Raw genomic sequence first — 18,651 nt, 5'->3', positions numbered from 1 at the left:
AGTCCACAGGACTTTATGCAATAAATGAGCCGCCGCAAGAACCGCGATCTATCGGATGTCGAAAACGATCAGGTGTTTATTTTTTCCCGGAAAAACTGAATCGTCTTTTCAACAACTTGCTGCATCGGTGCAGGAAGTTCGTCGCTGGTCCACGGGTGCTTCCGTCCAAACACATGATCCGAATCCACCAAAAACAGGTCTCCCTGTTTCGCTGCTTCTTTTAGCTTGTACGCATTTTCCACCGGCACGGCTTCGTCACGTGTTCCATGGCAAATCAGCACCGGGATCGTTAGCCCCTGCACGGCCTTTCCTATATCAAGGCGTTCCTTGTTGGCCTGGTAGTCTTCGTAAAGCTGGTAATACAACGGCATTTGCTGCCCTGTACGGCTGTTGGTATAGTGCTCTACCCCACTCTCCTTCCATTTCCGGATCCGGTCTTCCGGCCACGATCCCCAGGGTGTTTTGCTCTGCGAAACAGCGGCCCATGTCACCACCGCTTTCACCCGCGGTTCTTCGGCTGCCTTCAACAGCACCACGCCACCGCCACGACTGTGACCAAGCAGGTAAAGTCGCTCTTTGTCGATTGCCGCTGCATGTGGATTGTTTTCAGCCAGTGCCCAGTCAATCACCTGCTGCAAATCGAAAAGTTCTTTTGTGTAATTGTTGTTGCCATAGGCAGTAAGATCCACAAATTCTTCGGGTGCATGGGGAGCCGTGCCGCCGTGCGAAAAATTAAACTTGACAAAACAAAAACCGGCAGCGACAAACTGTTCTGCAATCAGGTCAAAGCTGGCCCAGTCTTTAAAACCGTTGAAGCCATGGGCATAAAGCACGACCGGTTTTGGCTTGCCTTCGCCATAAAAAATATCCGCCAGGATTGGCTTTCCGCCTGCACCGGCGAGAAGAAAGTTTTTTATTTTTTTCATGGAATCGGTTGTTTGCTGATTGGTCGTGCAAGGTAAACCCCCTGCCGGAATTCGAACAAATCCCACTGCAGCCTACGGCACACGTTGCTTTTCTTCGTGATTTGGGTTAAGTTCTCCCGGCCGATCCAAAGGCAGCGTTAAAAGGTTTGGCGCTTCACTTTGAGGCCGGAATAAGTTTTGTACATTTATCGGATAATATTTGATTTCGTATGAAACTTTTTGTTGCTGGTCTTCCCTATGATTTGTTTGACGATGAATTAGTGGAGATTTTTGAAAAATTTGGTCCCCTGGTTTCCGCTAAAGTGACGCTGGATAGAGAAACCGGCAAAAGCCGTGGGTTTGGTTTTGTGGAAATGCAAAACGAACAAGACGCACTGGATGCCATTGAGCACCTCAAAGACATTGCCTTTGGCAAAAAACAACTGATCGTGAAAAAAGCCGAAGAAAATCATCGCGGCGGCGGTTCGTCCGGCTATGGTGGAGGCGGCGGTTATAACAAAGGCGGCAGCGGCGGCGGCTATGGTGGCAATCGCGGTGGCGGTGGTTATGGCGGCGGTGGCAACCGTGGTGGCGGCTACGGCAGCGGCGGCGGCGGCGGTTACAATAAAGGTGGCGGCAGTGGCTACGGCGGCAACAAAGGCGGTGGCGGCTATGGCGGTGGTTATGGCAATGACAAAGATCGCCGTTACTAAGAATCTTTCCGACTCATAAATACGGCAACGGGTAAAAGTCAAAAGAAGTCTCTTTTTGTAAGAGCTGCTTTTGACTTTTTACATTTGTATTTTTATACACATCTGCATATGACGTCTACAGCTGATTCTCCGCAAGAATATTTGGATGCATTGCCCCCTGAACGCGAAGAGGCCATGCGAAAATTGCGTCAAACTATTCTGAAAAATTTACCCAAGGGTTTCGAAGAAGGAATGGGATATGGCATGCTGGGATATGTAGTCCCACACAGCCGTTACCCGGCCGGTTATCACTGTGACCCCAAACAGCCTTTACCATTTGTAAGCCTTGCATCGCAGAAAAATTTTATTGCGTTGTACCACATGGGGCTTTATATGATGCCATCATTGCTGCACTGGTTTCAGGAAGAGTATTCGAAGCATAGTAAAAAGAAGCTGGATATGGGTAAAAGCTGCATCCGTTTTAAAAAGGCAGACGATATCCCTTATGACCTAATTGGCGAGCTAATGAAAAAAGTATCGCCGGATGAATGGATCGCCTGCTACGAAAGCAAACTTAAAAAATAGCAAAGGGAAGCAGTGCTTTCTTTTGTACATGCGCTTATTTTCTCCAACCCGTTTTGCTGCTGCACCCGCGCCCCTCTCCACGTTTCCCTTTAGGAGGCTTTTCCTTTTCGCTCCCAGTAATCTTTCAGGAGACGGCCATCGCGATCGTACTTGATTGTTCGTGCATACCGGTCGCCTTTAATCACACCTTCGTCATTGGCCCTGCCCATAAAAAGCTGGACGGCATTTCCTTCTTTATCGGTTACCAACACGAGGTCCTGGCTCCGGTAGCGCAGCAATACCTTCGCAGAGGGCTCAAACTTTTGATTGATCTTCTTCAGCAATGCATCGCCTAAACTCATAAAGGGTCTTTACTTCAACTGCATTGCAGATATATTGCCAGAGACTGCAGCAAAGGCAAAATTCCAAAGGAAAATATGCAACCCCGAACGTGCAGCCACCCTTTGAATTTTGATTTTTGACTTTTGACTTCTTTGTTACCTTAGGGCAAAGATTTACAAATGGAAACCTTCAATAGAACCTCCCACGAAATTGACTACCGCATTTTTGGCGAAGAAATGCAGTGCGTAGAGATCGAACTGGACCCGCAGGAAACCGCCATTGCCGAAAGCGGTGCCTTTATGATGATGGATGATGGCATCCAGATGGAAACCATTTTCGGCGATGGCAGCCGCCAGCAGTCCGGTGGTTTCCTGGGCAAGCTGATGTCGGCAGGCAAACGCATTCTCACCGGCGAAAGCCTTTTCATGACGGCGTTTACCAACATGGGCAGTGGTAAAAAGAAAGTGTATTTCGCCGCTCCGTACGCCGGCAAGGTTGTAACGCTCGATCTCAGCCGCTTTGGCGGAAGAGTCATCTGCCAGAAAGATGCGTTTTTATGCGCTGCAAAAGGCGTGAGCATCGGCATCGAATTTCAAAGAAGGCTGGGCACGGGCCTGTTTGGCGGCGAAGGATTCATCATGCAAAAACTGGAAGGCGACGGCTTTGCGTTTTGCCATGCGGGCGGTTTTGTGCTGGAAAAAAACCTGCAGCCGGGTGAACTGCTGAAAGTCGATACCGGCTGTATCGTGGCCTTTGAGGCGGGAGTGGATTATGACATCCAGTTTATCGGCGGCATCAAAAATACCATCTTCGGCGGCGAAGGATTGTTCTTTGCCACCCTGCGCGGCCCGGGGCACGTGTGGATCCAGTCTTTACCGGTTAGCCGCCTGGCTGCCCGTATTTTGCAGTACGGCGTTGGGCCACGCAAAGAAGAAGGCAGCATCCTTGGCGGCCTGGGCAACATGATCGACGGCGACGGATGGTAAGGTGGTGAATGGGCAATCTAGCCTGTTGTTTCGACTTCTCCTATTCACGAATACCAACCACAATGTTTTGAACGCTTAATCACCGGAGGCGGATGTTTACAGCTCTCAAAAAAATTTGTTTTTGAATGCGATCGACGAAGCAGGCTACTTCCTGTAGAAGAGAAATCCGGAATGAGTTCAAAAATCTGAAGAACTGCCTTCGCTGTACAGGGAAACATTGCTGTAGACGCTTCCAGAAAATCTGAACAGGAACGGAAATGTTGTGACGAGGTGGCGGGAGGAGCTGTGATTGAAATCGATGCGGCCTTGAACATTGCCAAAGTATTGCTTTAGCTGGAAAGCCTAAATCTAAAACCCTGGGAGAGACCATGATTCAAACCTTCGAAATCCTTTCAGGACTGATCGAATTCACTATTCACCATTGACCATTCCCCACTGACAACACCATGGCATCGAGCAAGATCAACCGCCGCATCAAAGCCAACCCCGACACGGGTTTCGGCACGCAGGCCGGCAGCATCGGCGGCCGTTACATCAACCGCGATGGGTCGTTCAACCTGCGTAAAACCGGCTGGCCTTTCTGGAAGCGCATCAGCCTTTACTCGTATATCCTTGAACTCTCCTGGCTGCAGTTCCTCCTGGTCATCGTGGTCTTTTATTTCCTGGCAAACATTTTCTTCTCCGCCCTGTACCTGCTGGCAGGCATCGAGCAGTTGCAGGGCTTCCTGGCCAAAACCCAGTGGGGCCGGATCAAGGAAACCTTTTTCTTTAGTACGCAAACCTTTACCACGGTCGGCTATGGCCGCCTTCATCCCGCCGGCGACGGCGCCGATACAATCGCTTCTGTCGAAACCATGGCCGGCTGGCTGTTCTTTGCCCTCGTTACGGGCTTGCTGTACGGCCGTTTTACCCGTCCGAGGGCTTACATTGCCTTTAGCGAAAAAGCACTGATCAGTCCTTACAAAGACAGCACGGGCCTGATGTTTCGCATGGTGCCGTTCAAGAACATTCACCAGCTCACCGATGCAAAAGTGGCGGTCAACCTGTCGCTGTTAATCACAGACAACGACCGGTCCGATTACGAATTTTACCAGTTGCCGCTGGAGCGATCCCGTGTCGACATGTTCAACATGAATTGGACGGTGGTGCATCCCATCAACGAAACCAGCCCGCTCTACAACCTTACTCCGGAAGACCTGGCCAGGGCCGACTTTGAACTCATGATTCAGGTGACCGGCTTTGACCCGGTTTTTTCCAACCAGGTGCTGCAGCGCACCTCCTATACCTTCAACGAAGTGGTATGGGGCGCCAAATTCAGCCAGATGTACCACCAGTCGGAAGATGCCGAAACCACCATCCTTGAACTGGACAAATTGAGCCGCTACGAAAGCGTAGCCTTGCCGGTTCCAAATTTGCAAAAGGATAGTGATGCAATACGAACAAACAGCCTTTGACGAACTTTCCCGCTGGCAAAAAAAGATGCAGCGACGGCCCTCGCTGCTGAACAGGCTGTCGCGGCAGGTGCAAACAAAAATCAACAGCTACATTCCCGAAAAAGTACACCACGCCATCACCGTTGCCATCAAGCAAATGATCCGAGGCGTGCTGTTTGGCGCCCAATATACCACCCGCAAACCGGCTCCTGTCGTCACCCTGCGGAAAACCGAAGAAGCCGTGGACCGGCTGATTAAAACTTACCGGCATACCGCTGCGGCAGAAGGCGGCCTTACCGGCGCCGGTGGCTTTTTGATGGGCCTTGCCGATTTTCCTCTCCTGCTGGGCATTAAGTTGAAAATGCTGTTTGACATTGCGGCCCTCTACGGCTTTGATATAAAAGATTACAAGGAACGGGTGTACCTGCTGCATGTTTTTGAACTGGCCTTCAGCGGCCAGGATCACCGCCGGAACGTGTACCTGAAGATGAACAACTGGGAGCAGCAAAAACAAGTTCTGCCCGACGACATCCACCAGTTCAACTGGCGGGCTTTCCAGCAGGAATACCGCGACTATATCGACCTGGCAAAGATGGCCCAACTGGTACCCGGTATCGGTGCCGTGGTGGGCATTGTGGCCAATTACAAACTGGTAAACCAACTGGGAAGCACAGCCAAAAATGCCTACCGGATGCGCCTGTTTTCGTCCTTACATTTGAGGCAATGAGAAAACTTCTTGCCTTCGTCTTATCCTTCATTCTTTTCCGCCCTGCGTTATTTGCACAGGCCGACGACGAAATCCAGGTTTACGCCTCCCCCACCATTCAGCCAAAATGGACCATTTTCGAACTGCATTCCAACTACACTTTCCGGGGAACACGGATGCTTGCCGACCCTGCTTCGGCCAGGTGGCAAAACGAAACGCTGGAAATTACGCACGGCGTGAGAAAAAATTTCGAACTGGGCTTCTATACATTCAGCGGTATTTCGCCGCAGGGCGACTTTCAGTACCTGGGAAACCGGATCCGGCCAAGGGTCACGGCACCGCAAGAGTGGAACTGGCCGGTCGGGGCCAGCCTTTCCTGTGAGATTGGTTTTTCCCGTCCGCACAAGGACAGCGCTTTCCTTTGGGGCGGCGAACTGCGGCCCATCGTTGACAAAACCTGGGGCAATTTTTATCTCTCGTTCAACCCCAACATCGAATTTGCTTTAACTGGAAGTGAAAAAGGTGCAGGGCTTACACCGCAGGTCAAATCCGTGTACACGCTGGGAAAAAAATACGGCCTTGGCATTGAATATTACGGCGCCCTGGGTTCTTTCAGGCGCCTTCTTCCCTACGGCATGCAGGAGCACCTCCTGGGCCCTGCGGTGGACCTTTACCTGCACCCGGACTGGGAGATCAACGCCGGTTTTCTTTTTGGCCTCACCGACAATTCCAACCAGCGGATTTTTAAATTGCTGCTGGGCCGGCGCATTGGCAAGTAATCCTATGCAATCGGCAATGCCAACTAAAAAAGCGAAGCATAATGCTTCGCTTTTCGATTTATGGAGAGGGATGACGACCTGGGCACAGCCTCAATTCATTTTTCTTTACCGTCAATTGTCTTATCCAATTTTCTTCCCGGCCAATTGCTGATTGCCCATCGATGCTAGTAACGTCCGTCCTTTTTATCCTGGCCACGACCGATACCGTATCCAACGGCACCACCCAATACGCCACCAATTACAGCACCGGCTGCACGGTTGCGCTTATTGATCACGGCACCCAGTACTGCACCACCGGCACCACCGATGACAGCACCTTTCGCGGCCTTACTCCAGCCTTTTTTACGGGCCGTGTTGGAGGACGTGGAATTATACACGCCACTGCTGCCGGAAGAACTCCGGGAACGGCTTCTGGATGTGGTGGATCGCGGTGAGTTCACGTAGACCACCCGTTCGCGTACAATTTCTTTTGTCGGTTGCTGTGCGGCCAGTTGGTTAGCCTGTGCCATTTGGTTCGCAACAGCCAATTCGTTTTGTGCTTTCCAGGCCTGGAATTGTGACAGGCCTGCGGTATCAGCCGGCTTTAGCATCTGCGTTTCCGCCGCTGTGCGGGGGTTATTCTGGCTACAAGACGCCATCACTGCCACCGTTGTTAAAGCAAAAAGTACCTTTTTCATAAGTCAAATTTTTTTCATTGAAAATCAAAAATTCATTGTGCACTCTACCTAAAGACAAAAGTGTGCCATACTGGTAGATGGGTACCGAAACGCTGTTAAACTAATGCAAACTGGTGCATGGTTAAACCGGCCCGGCCGTAGAGGGGGAAAAAGATGGGAAAAGAATACACAAACAGCTCAGGCTGATGGAGAAATATACCTCTGAAACAACTCGATCATGGCCTCGTTTTCCTGGATCACGGCATGATCGAAAGGCGTTTTTCCGCGGCTGTCACGCAGCGAAAGATCGGCACCGTGTTGCAGCAACCACTCCGCGATTTGCAGGTGGCCAAACGTGGCAGCAAACGTGAGAGCGGGTGCCCCGTTGCTGTTGAAGACATTGACATCGGCACCGGCATCCATGAGTTTTTTGGCGATGTCTTTATAGCCCTTAAAACAAACACCCATCAGGGCCGTGTTGCCGGCCGCGTCCCGTGCGTCGACATCGGCGCCGTTGGCCAGCAGGAGGTCCACGATGGCCGGCTGCTCGTTATACGCAGCCAGGATCAGCGGTGTAAAGCCTTTTGCATCGACGGCATTGACAACCCCCGGATTTGCAGCAAGCAATTGTTGCACAACCGGCAGATCGCCACGGCGGCAGGCATCAAAAAATTCGGAATCTGGCATGACAGGCTTTTTTTCAGGGATGTAAAGATAGCGGTGACCGGTAAAATTTTTCACCCCTTCAAAACGGAAGATAAAGGACTGTTTCGTACAAAAGAAACGGCCTCCTGCTAGAAGGCCGTTGTTTCGTTTATCAGCAGTAAACGGTTTTGTTCCCGGCTTACCGGGTTAGGATAAATGAAAAATATCGCAATATCCAATACCCGCTATCCAATAGCTGCCCTTACCAGTTTCGCGAAAACACTTTTTGCAACAGCGAGGTTGTTCTTGCCGATGCATTGGTGCGGATGTCGCGTTCTTTTTCTTCCAGTTTCTGGAACATTTTTTCGCTCACCAGGCCGGCCATCAGGGTAGGCAGGTCCAGGTTCAGTTTGTTGCCCACGAGTGCCTGCGCAGGCTTGATGATGTTGTTCCATTGCTCCACGAGTTTGTATTCGTTGAGCGCCTCCTGCATCACGGGTGTGATCTCTTTGCGCAAATCGGGACCAACATTGCTTCGCAGGTAATCGGTGGCCGACGTGCCGCCGTTTTTCACGATGCGGATGGCATCCGATATGCTCATGTTGTTAATGCCCTGCAGGAAGATGGGAACGGAACGGGTGGCGGTTTTTTCTGCCGCTATGCCCAGCGTGTTGGTAAACCGGTCGATCTCGCTGGTCAGGCCAATCTGCTGCAGGGTGTTCAGGGTTTTACGCAAGGGCTCAGGAAAAAGTGTGGCCATTACGGATTCCCGGCTGAAAGCGCCCTGCAGGCTGCTTTTGGCGCCCAGCGAAAGCATTTGCTTCAGGGCAGCGGCTGCATCCTGCTCATTCAGCATATAACTTTTCAGTGTGCTGCACGAAAACGAAACCGGCAGCAGAAAAGCGAAGAGGAGGGGTAAAAAAAGTTTTTTCATAGCGTTCTTTGTTGCGTGTAAAAAAAGGTTTTCACCCTCACGGTACAAAAAATAAGGCCACCAACTTCTGTGGCTATGTTAAAAAAACAGGCGGCCACCTTCGCCGCCGCCTGTTGTCTTGTCAACCACGTGTGTTCTTAGCCGATAACGACCTGCTTCTTCGTGATCGTTTTACCGGGTAAAAGGGGCAGACTGACGTGCAGCACACCATCTTCGTATTTGGCGGTGATGCCGGCGGAATCGATGGTTTCGTCAAGTGTAAAAACTCTCACAAAACCACCGCGGCTGTACTCCCGCAACACCCATTCGGGCCGGGGAAAGCCTTCCGGCGGTGTGTAGGAGATCCTGAGCTCCTGCCCTTCCACGTCAATGCTGAAATGCTCCCTGATGCGACCGGGCGCAAAAACAAGCATTTCGTAGCTGCTCTCGGTTTTGTAAATGTTCACAGCAGCACGCTGCATGCTTCGGATAAGCATCGGCCTTTGCCGGCTTCCGTACTCTTTGCCTTTTGCGGCACATGACTGATTGTAGTACATGTTGTTGTTTTAAAAATGAACAATCGATTAACACCCAGCAACCCACAAAGACCAGCCCAGCCGGGAAATGCGCCGCTTTTGACAGGAAACAGTTCTGCGTTCGTCAATAGGCCTGACAAATGGCGCAGCGAAAAGCCGGTGTGGCAGAAAGCGCCGTTGGGGTGGTACTGCTTTTGTACAGGTTTCTTCAATCTCTTCCACAATGACAGAAACCGAAAAAGAAAACGAATACCCCTTTTACATAAAGCTCCCGGCCATTTTGATTGGATTGATCGCGGCGGTGTATATTTTATTTGTACTCGGCGATATTCTGATCCCGCTGGCGTTCGCCGCCCTGATCGCCATTCTGCTCAACCCACTCTACGCCAGGTTCGAAACCATCATGCCCAAGGTGCCGGCAATCCTGCTCACCCTTTTGATCGCCTGCCTGGTCATTGCCGGGCTGTTTTATTTTTTATCCACGCAGATCTCCGTGTTCCTGGAAAGACTGCCCCTGATCAAGCAAAAACTAACCCTGCTGCTGATGCAGTTGCAGCACTGGACAAAAAACGAATTGGGCTTCAGCATTCAAAAGCAGGTAACGGCGCTGACATCGAGTTTGAACAACGGTGGCGGCGACATGCTGAAAAACACCGTGGGGCCGGTGCTGGCTTTTACCAGCGTGGTGCTGCTGATCCCGACCTACGTTTTCCTGATGCTGTATTACAAACCCCTGATTCTCGACTTCCTGTTCCAGATCTTTTCGGAAAAACACTCGCTGCGGGTAGCGGAAATTTTGAGCGAAACAAAAGGCGCCGTGCAGAGCTACATGCAGGGACTGATGATTGAAACCGTGATCGTCTGTGTGCTGAACGCCGTTGCCCTGCTGCTGATCGGTGTTCCGTCGGCCATTGTCATTGGCGTGATCGGCGGTATCCTCAACCTGATTCCTTACATCGGCGGGCTCATTGCCATTGCGCTGCCGGTGCTGATGGTGACCATAACACAAAATGGATTCTCGGGGCAGTTGGCCGTGATCGGCGCCTATCTTGTCATCCAGTTTTTCGACAACAATATCCTGATGCCGCGGGTCGTATCGAGCAAGGTGCAGGTCAATGCCCTGCTCTCGATTGTGGGTGTGTTGCTGGGCGGGGCCTTGTGGGGCGTGTCGGGCATGTTTCTTTCCATCCCGCTTATTGGCGTGTTGAAAATTGTCTTCGACCGGATCGACGAACTCAAACCCTGGGGAAGCCTGCTCGGTACCGAGGTCCCGTCCGAACACATCGGCCTTGTCTGGCAAAAGCGGTGGGACCGCATTTTCCGGCGTATGCAGAAGAAAAAAGAAATTGAAGAAAAGCTGGCGGAAGAGGCAGAAGTACAGCAGGCAGAGAACAACGATGAACAGGCAATCAGCAAGGAGCAATAGGCAATCTGCAGGCTGGCGTAAATGAAAACAGGAAAGGAAAAACGGTCTTTCCTTGCCTGTTTTCATTGCTGATTGCCTGTTGGCTATTTCTTCCACTCGTTATCCTTCGGATTGGCATCCATGAAAATGCCGCCTTCCAGCTTTACGCTGCGTACAGGACCGGTGGTCTTCACCTTGATAGTGGCTTCTTTTTCTGCATTTTGCCACACGGCAGGTGTTTGGTGAAAACTGGCTGTTTTGCCATTCGCGTAGGTCACCACCACATCGAATGGCGCCGGCATGCCGCCGTTGTTTTGCACAACAACCGTCGTAAGGCCGCCGGCGGTTCTCACCTGTTTTACGGCGAGGTCAATGTGATTATTGGTAAAGAACCAGCGGTTCCAAAACCAGTTCAGGTTTCGGCCCGCCGCATTGTTGATGCTGTTGAAGAAATCCCAGGGAATAGGATGCTTGCCGTTCCAGCGGGCCATGTATTCCTGGAGCGCTTTTTTGAACAGCGCATCGCCCAGCAACTCCTTTGCAGCCAGGTAGCCAAGCGAAGGCTTGCCGTATTCATTGTCGCCCAGCGTAAAACCCTGCAGCTCCGTACCGGGAGTCAGAATGGGTTGCTCTGCACCTTGGGCGATTGCCCTGAGCCAGCCCTGCACACGAAACTGTTTGTAGAAATCGCTGGCACTGGCTTTCCCCATCTTGTCGGTATTGAAAAGATATTCGAAGGTGGTGGCCCAGCCTTCGTCCATAAAGCCGTATTGCGTTTCGTTGATGCCCATGTAAAACGGCATGTAGGTGTGGGCAATCTCGTGCATGACCACAAATTTGGCAAACGTCGTATCGGCAAAACTGTTGTCGTTCACCATCATGGGATATTCCATGTCCGCCACGCCCTGGAACACCGACGTTTTTTCGTACGGATATGGTACACCCGGCCAGTTGTTCGACAGAAAGTCAAGTGACTGCTTTCCAAAGCTTACCATGTAGTGATAATCGGAGGCCGTATCGTTGTAGGCCGCATTAACCGTGGCACGGCGACCGGTGGTTTTGTCCACGACAACACTGCCCGCATCCCACACATAATGATCACTCAGGCCCAGGGCCACATCAGGAATATTTTTCGACGTGAACTGCCAGGTATTGAGATCGTTTTGCGTTGTCACGTTCTTCGCGGCAAGGTCCTGCGGAGTCACCACGCGGATCACATCGTTGGTGGTGAACGACTGCTGGAATTTTTGGAGGAAAGCTGGTTGCAAAACAGCGGGTGCATTGGTCAGTGTGCCGGTAGCCCACACCAGGTAGTTTTTGGGCACCTGCACATTCAGCGTGTAGTCATTGAAGTCGCTGTAAAACTCGAGCGCATCGTTGAACGGTGTGGTGTCCCAGCCATTGTAATCGTCGTACACGGCGATGCGGGGATAGATATACGCAAGGTAGTACGAGGTGCTGTCGATCATGCCTTCGCGGTTGCTTTGCAGCGATATCTCGTAGTGCCAGGCAAACGACAATTGCAGGCTGTCGTGTGCGGCCAGCGGCTCGGGCAGCGGAAGCGTAGCCACGGTAAAAGTATTGGGGCTGTTGGTCCAGGCAACCGCCTTCCCGTTCACGCTCACACTGTCGATGATCGTTCCGTTGGTAAGATAGTCCTTACCGGCAGGTCCCATGCGGGGCGCTCCCTGTTTGTGGATGTTCAAAAACAGCTTCAACACCAGTTCCTTCAATGCATCGGGACTGTTGTTGATATAGGTAATGTCTTCGTGGCCGCGAATGGTGCGGTCGGGCGGTGTGGCGGTCACCGTGATCGTGTAGCGGGCCCGGTTCTGCCAGTAATTTTTGCCGGGCCGGCCGTCTTCGGAACGGGTACCGAGGGTGAATGCCTTTTGGATTTCCGGTGGTTTGGGTAACGATTGTGCCGAAGCAGAGAAGACCATCAACACAGTAACGAACGAGAGTATTTGTTTCATAGACAATGTTTCGTCTGGGAAGGTAAAGGTTTCTCTTTTTCAGCAGGTGCTACTTTGACAACCGGTGCCCGGGATTTATGACAGGCTTATGCTAAATTTTCGGGAACGGCCATTTTTACAACTGCAGTTCCAGTTCCTGCCCGGTCAGCGCGGCATAGACATTTTGCAATTGGTGCAGGTGAAAAAAATTATTGCTCACCGGCACACCGCTCATCATCACACGGCCAAAACATTCTTTATTGTTTTTGACATAAGCACGAAGTTCGATTTCACCACTGCCCATCACCGGCACAACACGGACGAACTCGCGGCTTTCGGGCAACAGCGCATATTTCCTGTTCTCCGCAAAGCCGCATTTTTCCAAAATGGCGGCCGACAGCACCACGGGAAAGAAATCTTTCTCACCGCCTTTGGCCACCAGGGCAAAATGCTCCAGCGTGCAGCGGACGGTGAGAATGCGAACCCCTGTTTTATGCATCAGGTAGTTTCCCAACCTGAATTCCTGCGTTTTGATCATGCCCGCAAATATCCCAATATCCAATATCACAATATCTAATTCTCTCCGGGCTGGCCCAAAATTCGCAGCGCTTCTGCCATCAACGAAATCGCATGGAATCAATACATCCGAACTATGGACTAACGAAGAGCACCGAAGAAGGACAGGTAGATGAACAGTTTGTGAATCCCCTGCCGCGAGCCGTACTGCGCTCCAACTCATTTATCCTGCTGGATGGCGACTGGAAATTTGCCCTGGACAACGACGACCGGGGCTTGCAGGAAGGCTGGCACCTGGGGCACGACTATACAGACATGGCGCACTGGCCCGGATCGATCGAGGAACACATGACGCACGGCGGTTTGCAAAACCGCTGGCAGGACCGGGTGATCGCGTGGTACGAACGGGAGTTCCCGGCACCCGAACTGGGCAACGGGAACGGAGGTCCGCACCAGTTGATCCAATTGACATTCGGCGCCTGCGGCTACGAGACCAGGGTGTGGCTCAATGGTAAACTCCTGCAGACCATCGAAGGCGAAGACGTGCACGTGGGCGAATACACCTCGTTTTCGTACGAACTGCAACCGGAGATGCTAAAACCGGTCAACCGCCTGACGGTACGCATCGAAGACACGATGGATGCCGATATTCCCCGCGGCAAGCAGGAGTCGCATGTCTACAAACGCGGAGGCATCTGGTATCAAACCTATACGGGTGCCGTCCGCAGCGTGTGGCTCGAAACCGTGGAGCGCAACCGCCTTCGTTCCCGGGTTGGCGTAGTGAGCATCGTGGAAGACAACCTGGTGCGGTTCAATCTCACCACCCGGATTCACGATCCTGGCAACTATATTTTACGGCTGCATATTTATGACCGGAAAGAAGCCGATGTAGCGCCGGTGGCCACCGACGAATTTCCGCTCAAGCTTGATGCAGGTGAGAAACAGCAGCGGGTGGTTATCGAAGTGCCCAATGCGGTGCACTGGTCGCCGGACCGGCCGCACCTCTATGCCCTGAAAGCCGAACTGGTAGATGAAAAGGGTTACACCGCCAGTATTGAAACGCATTTTGGCCTCCGTAAAATTGAGGCAAGGGGCTGCTGCGTTTACCTCAACAACGAAGCCCTTTATCTCGACGGCATATTGTACCAACCCGGCACGGCATCCTTCGAGGAAATTAGCCGGCACATGTACGCCATGAAAAAGCTGGGCTGCAACCTGGTGCGCATCCACATTGCCGGTGTGGACCCGCGGATCTACAACCTGGCCGATACCCTCGGTTTGGTGCTTTGGGTAGAGGTGCCCAGCCCGCACAGCTCCACACAGCGAAGCCGCAAGTTGCACCGCGAAGAACTGTTGCGCATGCTGGCCCTCATTGAAACGCATCCCTCCATCGTCATCTGGAGCCTGTACAACGAAGACTGGGGTGCGCAGGACATTGCCACCAACCCCGAAACAAGGCAGTACATCATGGATATGTACCATTTTATGCAGATTGCCCATCCGCAGTTTTTGGTGGTGGATAATGACGGCTGGCACCACGTGTCGTATACCGGTCGCTTGAAATCTGATTTGCTCACAGTGCATATTTATACACCCGATACCACGCGGTGGAAAAGCCTGCTGGATGACCTGGTCGCGGGCCAACTCGAAGGTGTGGCTGCGTTTCCACTCGTCGTGGGCGACCCGTTCTTTTACCGCAAACAGGTACCCCTGATCGTCAGCGAGTGGGGTGGCTTTGGCTTCTCCGATTATGGCGGACCGCAAAGTGCCGATGAAAGAACAACACTGATCAGAACCTTCAAAGAAGAAATGCGCAGCCGTCCCATCGCCGGCGACGTATACACGCAGGCCACGAATATTGAAGACGAACGCAATGGTTTAATTGATCCGCAAACCGGAGAGTTGAGCGTGCCGGAAGGATTGCTGAGGTCAAGCCCCCTAAAGGGGTAACAAAAGCGGCCCCTTTCGGAGCCGCTACCTATCTGTTGTTATCAACCTATCTTAAAACCAACTACCCAAAAATGCTTTGTTGACAGTGTCTTCGTTGGCAATTGTTCTTCTTCTGCGGCGCACAGCCCTGCGTTGCTTCACCATGGTGAAGAGCATCATCGGGATAAAGACCAGCGTCAGCGGCGGAATACCCAGGATAGACACCCAGTTACCACCAAACTGGCGACGCATGGGCCGCTTCAGCCGCTCCGCAATCAGGTACATGCTCGGCACGATCAGCAGCGTCATAAAGAAGGCGAAGGCCAGGCCAAAGATGATGGTCCAGGACAGCGGCTTCCAGAACACCACGTTGTCGCCACCAAAGAAAATGTGCGGGTTCAGATCCGAGAACAGGGTCACGAAGTTGATGTTGAAACCAACCGCCAGCGGGATCAGGCCCAGGATGGCGGCGAGGGCGGTCAGCAGCACCGGGATGATCCGCGTTTTACCGGCCTGGATCACGGCTTCTCTTGTCTTCATGCCCCGCGAACGCAATTCATCGGCAAACTCGATCACGAGGATACCGTTTTTCACGACGATACCCGCCAGGCCCACGATACCGATGCCCGTCATCACCACCGACACCGTCATGCCAAAGATGGCAAAACCCAGCAACACCCCGATCACGCTAAAGACAATTTCCGTTAGGATGATCACCGGCTTGCTGATGCTGTTGAACTGCAGCACCAGGATGAACAGGATGAGCATCAGGGCAATCATCAGTGCCTTGCCCAGGAAGGCACCGGTTTCGGCCTGCTGTGCACCTTCACCGGTTTGACCGATAGTCACCGTGTCCGGCTTCTTTTTAAAGTTGGCAATGTGCTGCGCCAGTACGGCATTCACCGCGGTGGGTGTGTAGCCGCTGAGCACATTGGAGCGAAGCGAGATGAGGCGCTTTTGGTTCTTGCGCTTCACGCTGCCCATGGTGCTGGTATAATCCACTTTCACCAGGTTGGAAATGGGCACGTTCTTCACCCGGCCGCCGCTGGCCATGTCGCGGAAAGAAATAGTCATATTCAGCAGGTCGGCAAGGTTCTTCCGCTGGATCTCGTTGTTGCGCAACTGGATCTTGTATTCGTCTTCACCTTCCTTGATCTTCGAAATTTCCCGGCCAAACAACGCCGTGCGAATCGCCATGCCAATCTGTGCCGAAGACACGCCTTCAATCAGGGCTCTCTCCCTGTCTACGGACAAGGTGATCTCGGGGTTTTGCAAATCAACATCCATCTTCAGTTCTTCAACACCCGGCACGTGGATCGAGTCAAGATAGTTCTTGAGCGAAACGGCCGTTTTTGTCAGCGCATCAAAATCTTCGCTGGCCACTTCGATGTTGACAGGAGGATCGGTGGGAGGACCACCTTTTTCCTGGTCGACCGAAAGTTCCGCGCCGGGAATGCCCTTGACGGCGTTGCGGATCGAGTCGAGATAAGGCTGGGTAGATTTTCCGTGGCGCTTTTCAAACTCCACGAACGAGATCTGTATGCGGCCCAGTTCCGGCCTTGTACTCCGGTCGCCGCTTGTCGGGTCGGAGGCGCCAACGGCCACGTTGGAGATCACGCTTTCCACCAGTGGGTTTGTTTTCCCGTTTTCCGTTCCCAGTACCTTGTTCACTCTTGCTTCCAAAGTCCTGGTGACACTGTCGGTATATTTTACATCGGTGCCCACCGGCAGTTTCAGATACACATACACAAAGTTCGGATCGCCCTGGGGGAAAAATACGATCGGCACCCGGCCTGCCTTTACCGAGGCACCAAAAAAGAAAAACGTGAACACCAGCAAGGCAAATGTCCCCAGCAGCAGCTGCACCGGACGCCAGCCATTCAGGGCCCAGCGCAGGGCCGATTCGTAACGGCGCATGATGGCCGGCAGCACACGGTTCTGGAACGAGTGGATCACATCGTTCAGCACAAAACGGTTCAGCACGATCAGCAGCAGGATGCAGAGCAACAGATTACCCAGGAAAGGATAGCCCATCACATCGAGCAGTAAGCCGGCTGCAACAGCCACCCAAAACGCAGGCTTGCGGAAGATGGCATTTTTCTTTTCCGGCTCGCCTTCGGGATGGTTCATGAAATCAACCGCAAACACGGGGTTCATGATGAAGGCCACGATCAGCGAAGCGGTCAGGGTAAAGATCAGCATCGCCGGCAGGTACACCATGAACTTACCAATGATGCCAGGCCAGAACAGGAGCGGGAAGAACGGTGCCAGCGTGGTTAAGGTACCCGCCAGTACCGGGATGAACACCTCTCCTGCCGCCATCATAGCCGATTTGGACGGCGATAATTTTCCGCGGCCCTCCACGAAGATGCGGTGCGTGTTTTCGATCACCACGATGGCATCATCCACGATAATTCCCAATCCGAACAAGAGGGCAAACAGTACAATAAAGTTGAGGGTCACATGCCCGCCCACCACAATGTCGGCAGCCGGGAGAAACATAAAGGCCACGAACATACTGAGGGGTACAGACAGGGCCACGAAGAAGGCATTGGTGACACCCATGAAGAACATCAGGATCAGCAGCACGAGGATAAAGCCGATGACGATCGAGTTCACCAGGTCGTTAAAAGAAATTCGCGTCTTGATGCTCTGGTCACCGGTGATCACCGATTTCAGCTGGGGCGGAAGGGTTCCGTTGCTGCGCAGTTCCGCAATGGTCTTCTGCACATCCGCCGATGTTTCGATTAGGTTTTCGCCGGCCCGTTTGATGATGTTGAGTGTGACGACGTTCTTTCCGTCCAGGCGTGCATAGCTTTCTTTTTCCTTGGTGGTATCCCGCACGTCGGCGATGTCGCGCAGGTAGATCGGCGCACCGCTGGTATTGCGCACCACGATGTTCTGAATATCGAAGGCCGTTTTCAACTGGCCTTTCAGTTGCAGGTTGCGGCGGCTGTTGCCTACTTCCAGCTGGCCACCCGAAATATCCATATTCTCGTATTTCACGGCCCGTTCAATGTCGTCATAGGTCACACCGGCCGCCTGCATGCGGTAGTTGTCCACGTTGATCTGGAATTCGCGTTCAGGTGCACCGACGATGTCGACGCGGTTAAGCTGCGGCAGTTCTTCCAGCCGGTCTTTTAAGTTGTCGGCGTATTTTTTCAGTTGCACGCCATCGTAGTCGCCACTCAGGTTCACATACATGATGGGCTGGTCCGAAAGGTTCACTTCCATCACGGTGGGCAGTTGTGTCAGGTCGGTGGGAAGGTCCTGCTTGGCCTTGTCCACGGCATCCTTTACTTTTTGCACCGCCACGTCGGTTTTTACATCCGTATTGAACTCCACTACGATAGCCGAGTAATCCTGCACGGAATTGCTGGTCACCTTGTTGATCTTGGCACCGGTGATGCCCTTGATCTGTTTTTCGATGGGGCGTGTCACCAGGTTTTCAATGTCGCGGGGAGAGTTGCCCACGTAAATGGTTTGCACGTAAACAGTAGGGATCACAATATCCGGGAACTGTTCTTTCGGCAGCGTCACAAACTGGTACACACCAATCAGGGTAACAAACAGCATCAGCAGGTAGATGGACGTCTTGTTGCGGATGCTCCAGTTGGTTGGCCCGAACGATTTGTGTTTGGGCTCTTCCCGCCGGGTAATTTTTTTTATGACTTGTTGAAGCATATAGT

Annotated in this window: 17 protein-coding genes; 8 read left to right on the top strand and 9 right to left on the bottom strand. The window is 52.5% G+C overall.

The window, feature by feature from the left end; genetic code table 11:
* Nucleotides 1-68: 68 nt before the first annotated feature.
* On the bottom strand, nt 69-926 hold the full coding sequence (locus D6024_RS05610) for an alpha/beta hydrolase family protein (protein ID WP_121353620.1): 858 nt from the start codon (nt 924-926) through the stop codon (nt 69-71).
* A 209-nt stretch (nt 927-1,135) separates the two neighbouring features.
* Between D6024_RS05610 and D6024_RS05605 the strand changes: the two genes are divergently transcribed.
* Both D6024_RS05605 and D6024_RS05600 read left to right on the top strand, forming a co-directional pair.
* Nucleotides 1,136-1,618 (top strand): RNA recognition motif domain-containing protein, encoded by a 483-nt coding sequence (locus D6024_RS05605; protein ID WP_121353619.1) that lies wholly within the window; start codon nt 1,136-1,138, stop codon nt 1,616-1,618.
* A 108-nt stretch (nt 1,619-1,726) separates the two neighbouring features.
* Nucleotides 1,727-2,182, top strand: coding sequence for a DUF1801 domain-containing protein (locus tag D6024_RS05600; RefSeq protein WP_121353618.1), 456 nt, complete (start codon nt 1,727-1,729; stop codon nt 2,180-2,182).
* Between the two features lie 89 nt (nt 2,183-2,271).
* Here D6024_RS05600 and D6024_RS05595 read toward each other — a convergent pair whose 3' ends face one another.
* Nucleotides 2,272-2,523 (bottom strand): hypothetical protein, encoded by a 252-nt coding sequence (locus D6024_RS05595; protein WP_121353617.1) that lies wholly within the window; start codon nt 2,521-2,523, stop codon nt 2,272-2,274.
* Nucleotides 2,524-2,682: 159 nt separating this feature from the next.
* Between D6024_RS05595 and D6024_RS05590 the strand changes: the two genes are divergently transcribed.
* From D6024_RS05590 to D6024_RS05575, 4 genes are all read left to right on the top strand, one after another.
* Nucleotides 2,683-3,489, top strand: coding sequence for a TIGR00266 family protein (locus tag D6024_RS05590; RefSeq protein WP_121353616.1), 807 nt, complete (start codon nt 2,683-2,685; stop codon nt 3,487-3,489).
* A gap of 446 nt (nt 3,490-3,935) precedes the next feature.
* Nucleotides 3,936-4,943, top strand: a complete 1,008-nt coding sequence (locus tag D6024_RS05585; RefSeq protein ID WP_121353615.1) for an ion channel — start codon at nt 3,936-3,938, stop codon at nt 4,941-4,943.
* Nucleotides 4,918-5,649: an EcsC family protein gene (locus D6024_RS05580; RefSeq protein WP_121353614.1), complete on the top strand. Its 732-nt coding sequence runs from the start codon at nt 4,918-4,920 to the stop codon at nt 5,647-5,649. The genes D6024_RS05585 and D6024_RS05580 overlap by 26 nt, the downstream gene beginning before the upstream one ends.
* Nucleotides 5,646-6,407: a hypothetical protein gene (locus tag D6024_RS05575; RefSeq protein ID WP_121353613.1), complete on the top strand. Its 762-nt coding sequence runs from the start codon at nt 5,646-5,648 to the stop codon at nt 6,405-6,407. Before D6024_RS05580 ends, D6024_RS05575 begins: the two co-directional genes overlap by 4 nt.
* A 164-nt stretch (nt 6,408-6,571) precedes the next feature.
* Here the strand turns inward: D6024_RS05575 and D6024_RS05570 are convergent, their stop codons facing one another.
* From D6024_RS05570 to D6024_RS05555, 4 genes are all read right to left on the bottom strand, one after another.
* A complete protein-coding gene (locus tag D6024_RS05570) occupies nt 6,572-7,084 on the bottom strand; it encodes a YMGG-like glycine zipper-containing protein (protein ID WP_121353612.1) in 513 nt (170 codons plus the stop codon).
* Nucleotides 7,085-7,261: 177 nt separating this feature from the next.
* Nucleotides 7,262-7,750, bottom strand: a complete 489-nt coding sequence (locus D6024_RS05565) for an ankyrin repeat domain-containing protein (RefSeq protein ID WP_121354127.1) — start codon at nt 7,748-7,750, stop codon at nt 7,262-7,264.
* 220 nt (nt 7,751-7,970) lie between these two features.
* Nucleotides 7,971-8,642 carry a DUF4197 domain-containing protein gene (locus D6024_RS05560; protein ID WP_121353611.1) on the bottom strand — a complete coding sequence of 224 codons (672 nt, stop codon included), beginning with the start codon at nt 8,640-8,642 and terminating at the stop codon, nt 7,971-7,973.
* 137 nt (nt 8,643-8,779) lie between these two features.
* Nucleotides 8,780-9,178, bottom strand: a complete 399-nt coding sequence (locus D6024_RS05555) for an Hsp20/alpha crystallin family protein (RefSeq protein WP_121353610.1) — start codon at nt 9,176-9,178, stop codon at nt 8,780-8,782.
* 202 nt (nt 9,179-9,380) lie between these two features.
* On the opposite strand from D6024_RS05555, the gene D6024_RS05550 reads away from it, so the two are divergent.
* The gene (locus D6024_RS05550; RefSeq protein WP_121353609.1) at nt 9,381-10,583 is read left to right on the top strand and encodes an AI-2E family transporter; all 1,203 of its coding nucleotides are present in this window, start codon (nt 9,381-9,383) and stop codon (nt 10,581-10,583) included.
* An 83-nt stretch (nt 10,584-10,666) separates the two neighbouring features.
* On the opposite strand, the gene D6024_RS05545 is transcribed toward D6024_RS05550, so the two are convergent.
* Together D6024_RS05545 and D6024_RS05540 are read right to left on the bottom strand one after the other, a co-directional pair.
* A complete protein-coding gene (locus D6024_RS05545; protein WP_121353608.1) occupies nt 10,667-12,538 on the bottom strand; it encodes a M1 family metallopeptidase in 1,872 nt (623 codons plus the stop codon).
* Between the two features lie 115 nt (nt 12,539-12,653).
* Nucleotides 12,654-13,055 carry a hypothetical protein gene (locus tag D6024_RS05540; protein WP_162944568.1) on the bottom strand — a complete coding sequence of 134 codons (402 nt, stop codon included), beginning with the start codon at nt 13,053-13,055 and terminating at the stop codon, nt 12,654-12,656.
* Nucleotides 13,056-13,147: 92 nt separating this feature from the next.
* Here D6024_RS05540 and D6024_RS05535 point away from each other — a divergent pair, with 92 nt between their 5' ends.
* Entirely contained in the window at nt 13,148-14,983 is a 1,836-nt protein-coding gene (locus D6024_RS05535) for a glycoside hydrolase family 2 protein (protein WP_121353606.1), read from the top strand.
* Nucleotides 14,984-15,034: 51 nt separating this feature from the next.
* Here the strand turns inward: D6024_RS05535 and D6024_RS05530 are convergent, their stop codons facing one another.
* A complete protein-coding gene (locus tag D6024_RS05530) occupies nt 15,035-18,646 on the bottom strand; it encodes an efflux RND transporter permease subunit (RefSeq protein WP_121353605.1) in 3,612 nt (1,203 codons plus the stop codon).
* Between the last annotated feature and the right edge of the window lie 5 nt (nt 18,647-18,651).

The organism is Flavisolibacter nicotianae, assembly GCF_003628535.1.
GTDB lineage: Bacteria > Bacteroidota > Bacteroidia > Chitinophagales > Chitinophagaceae > Flavisolibacter > Flavisolibacter nicotianae.
The sequence above is the reverse complement of the archived record's forward strand: the minus strand, read 5'-3'. Positions and strand labels throughout refer to the sequence as shown.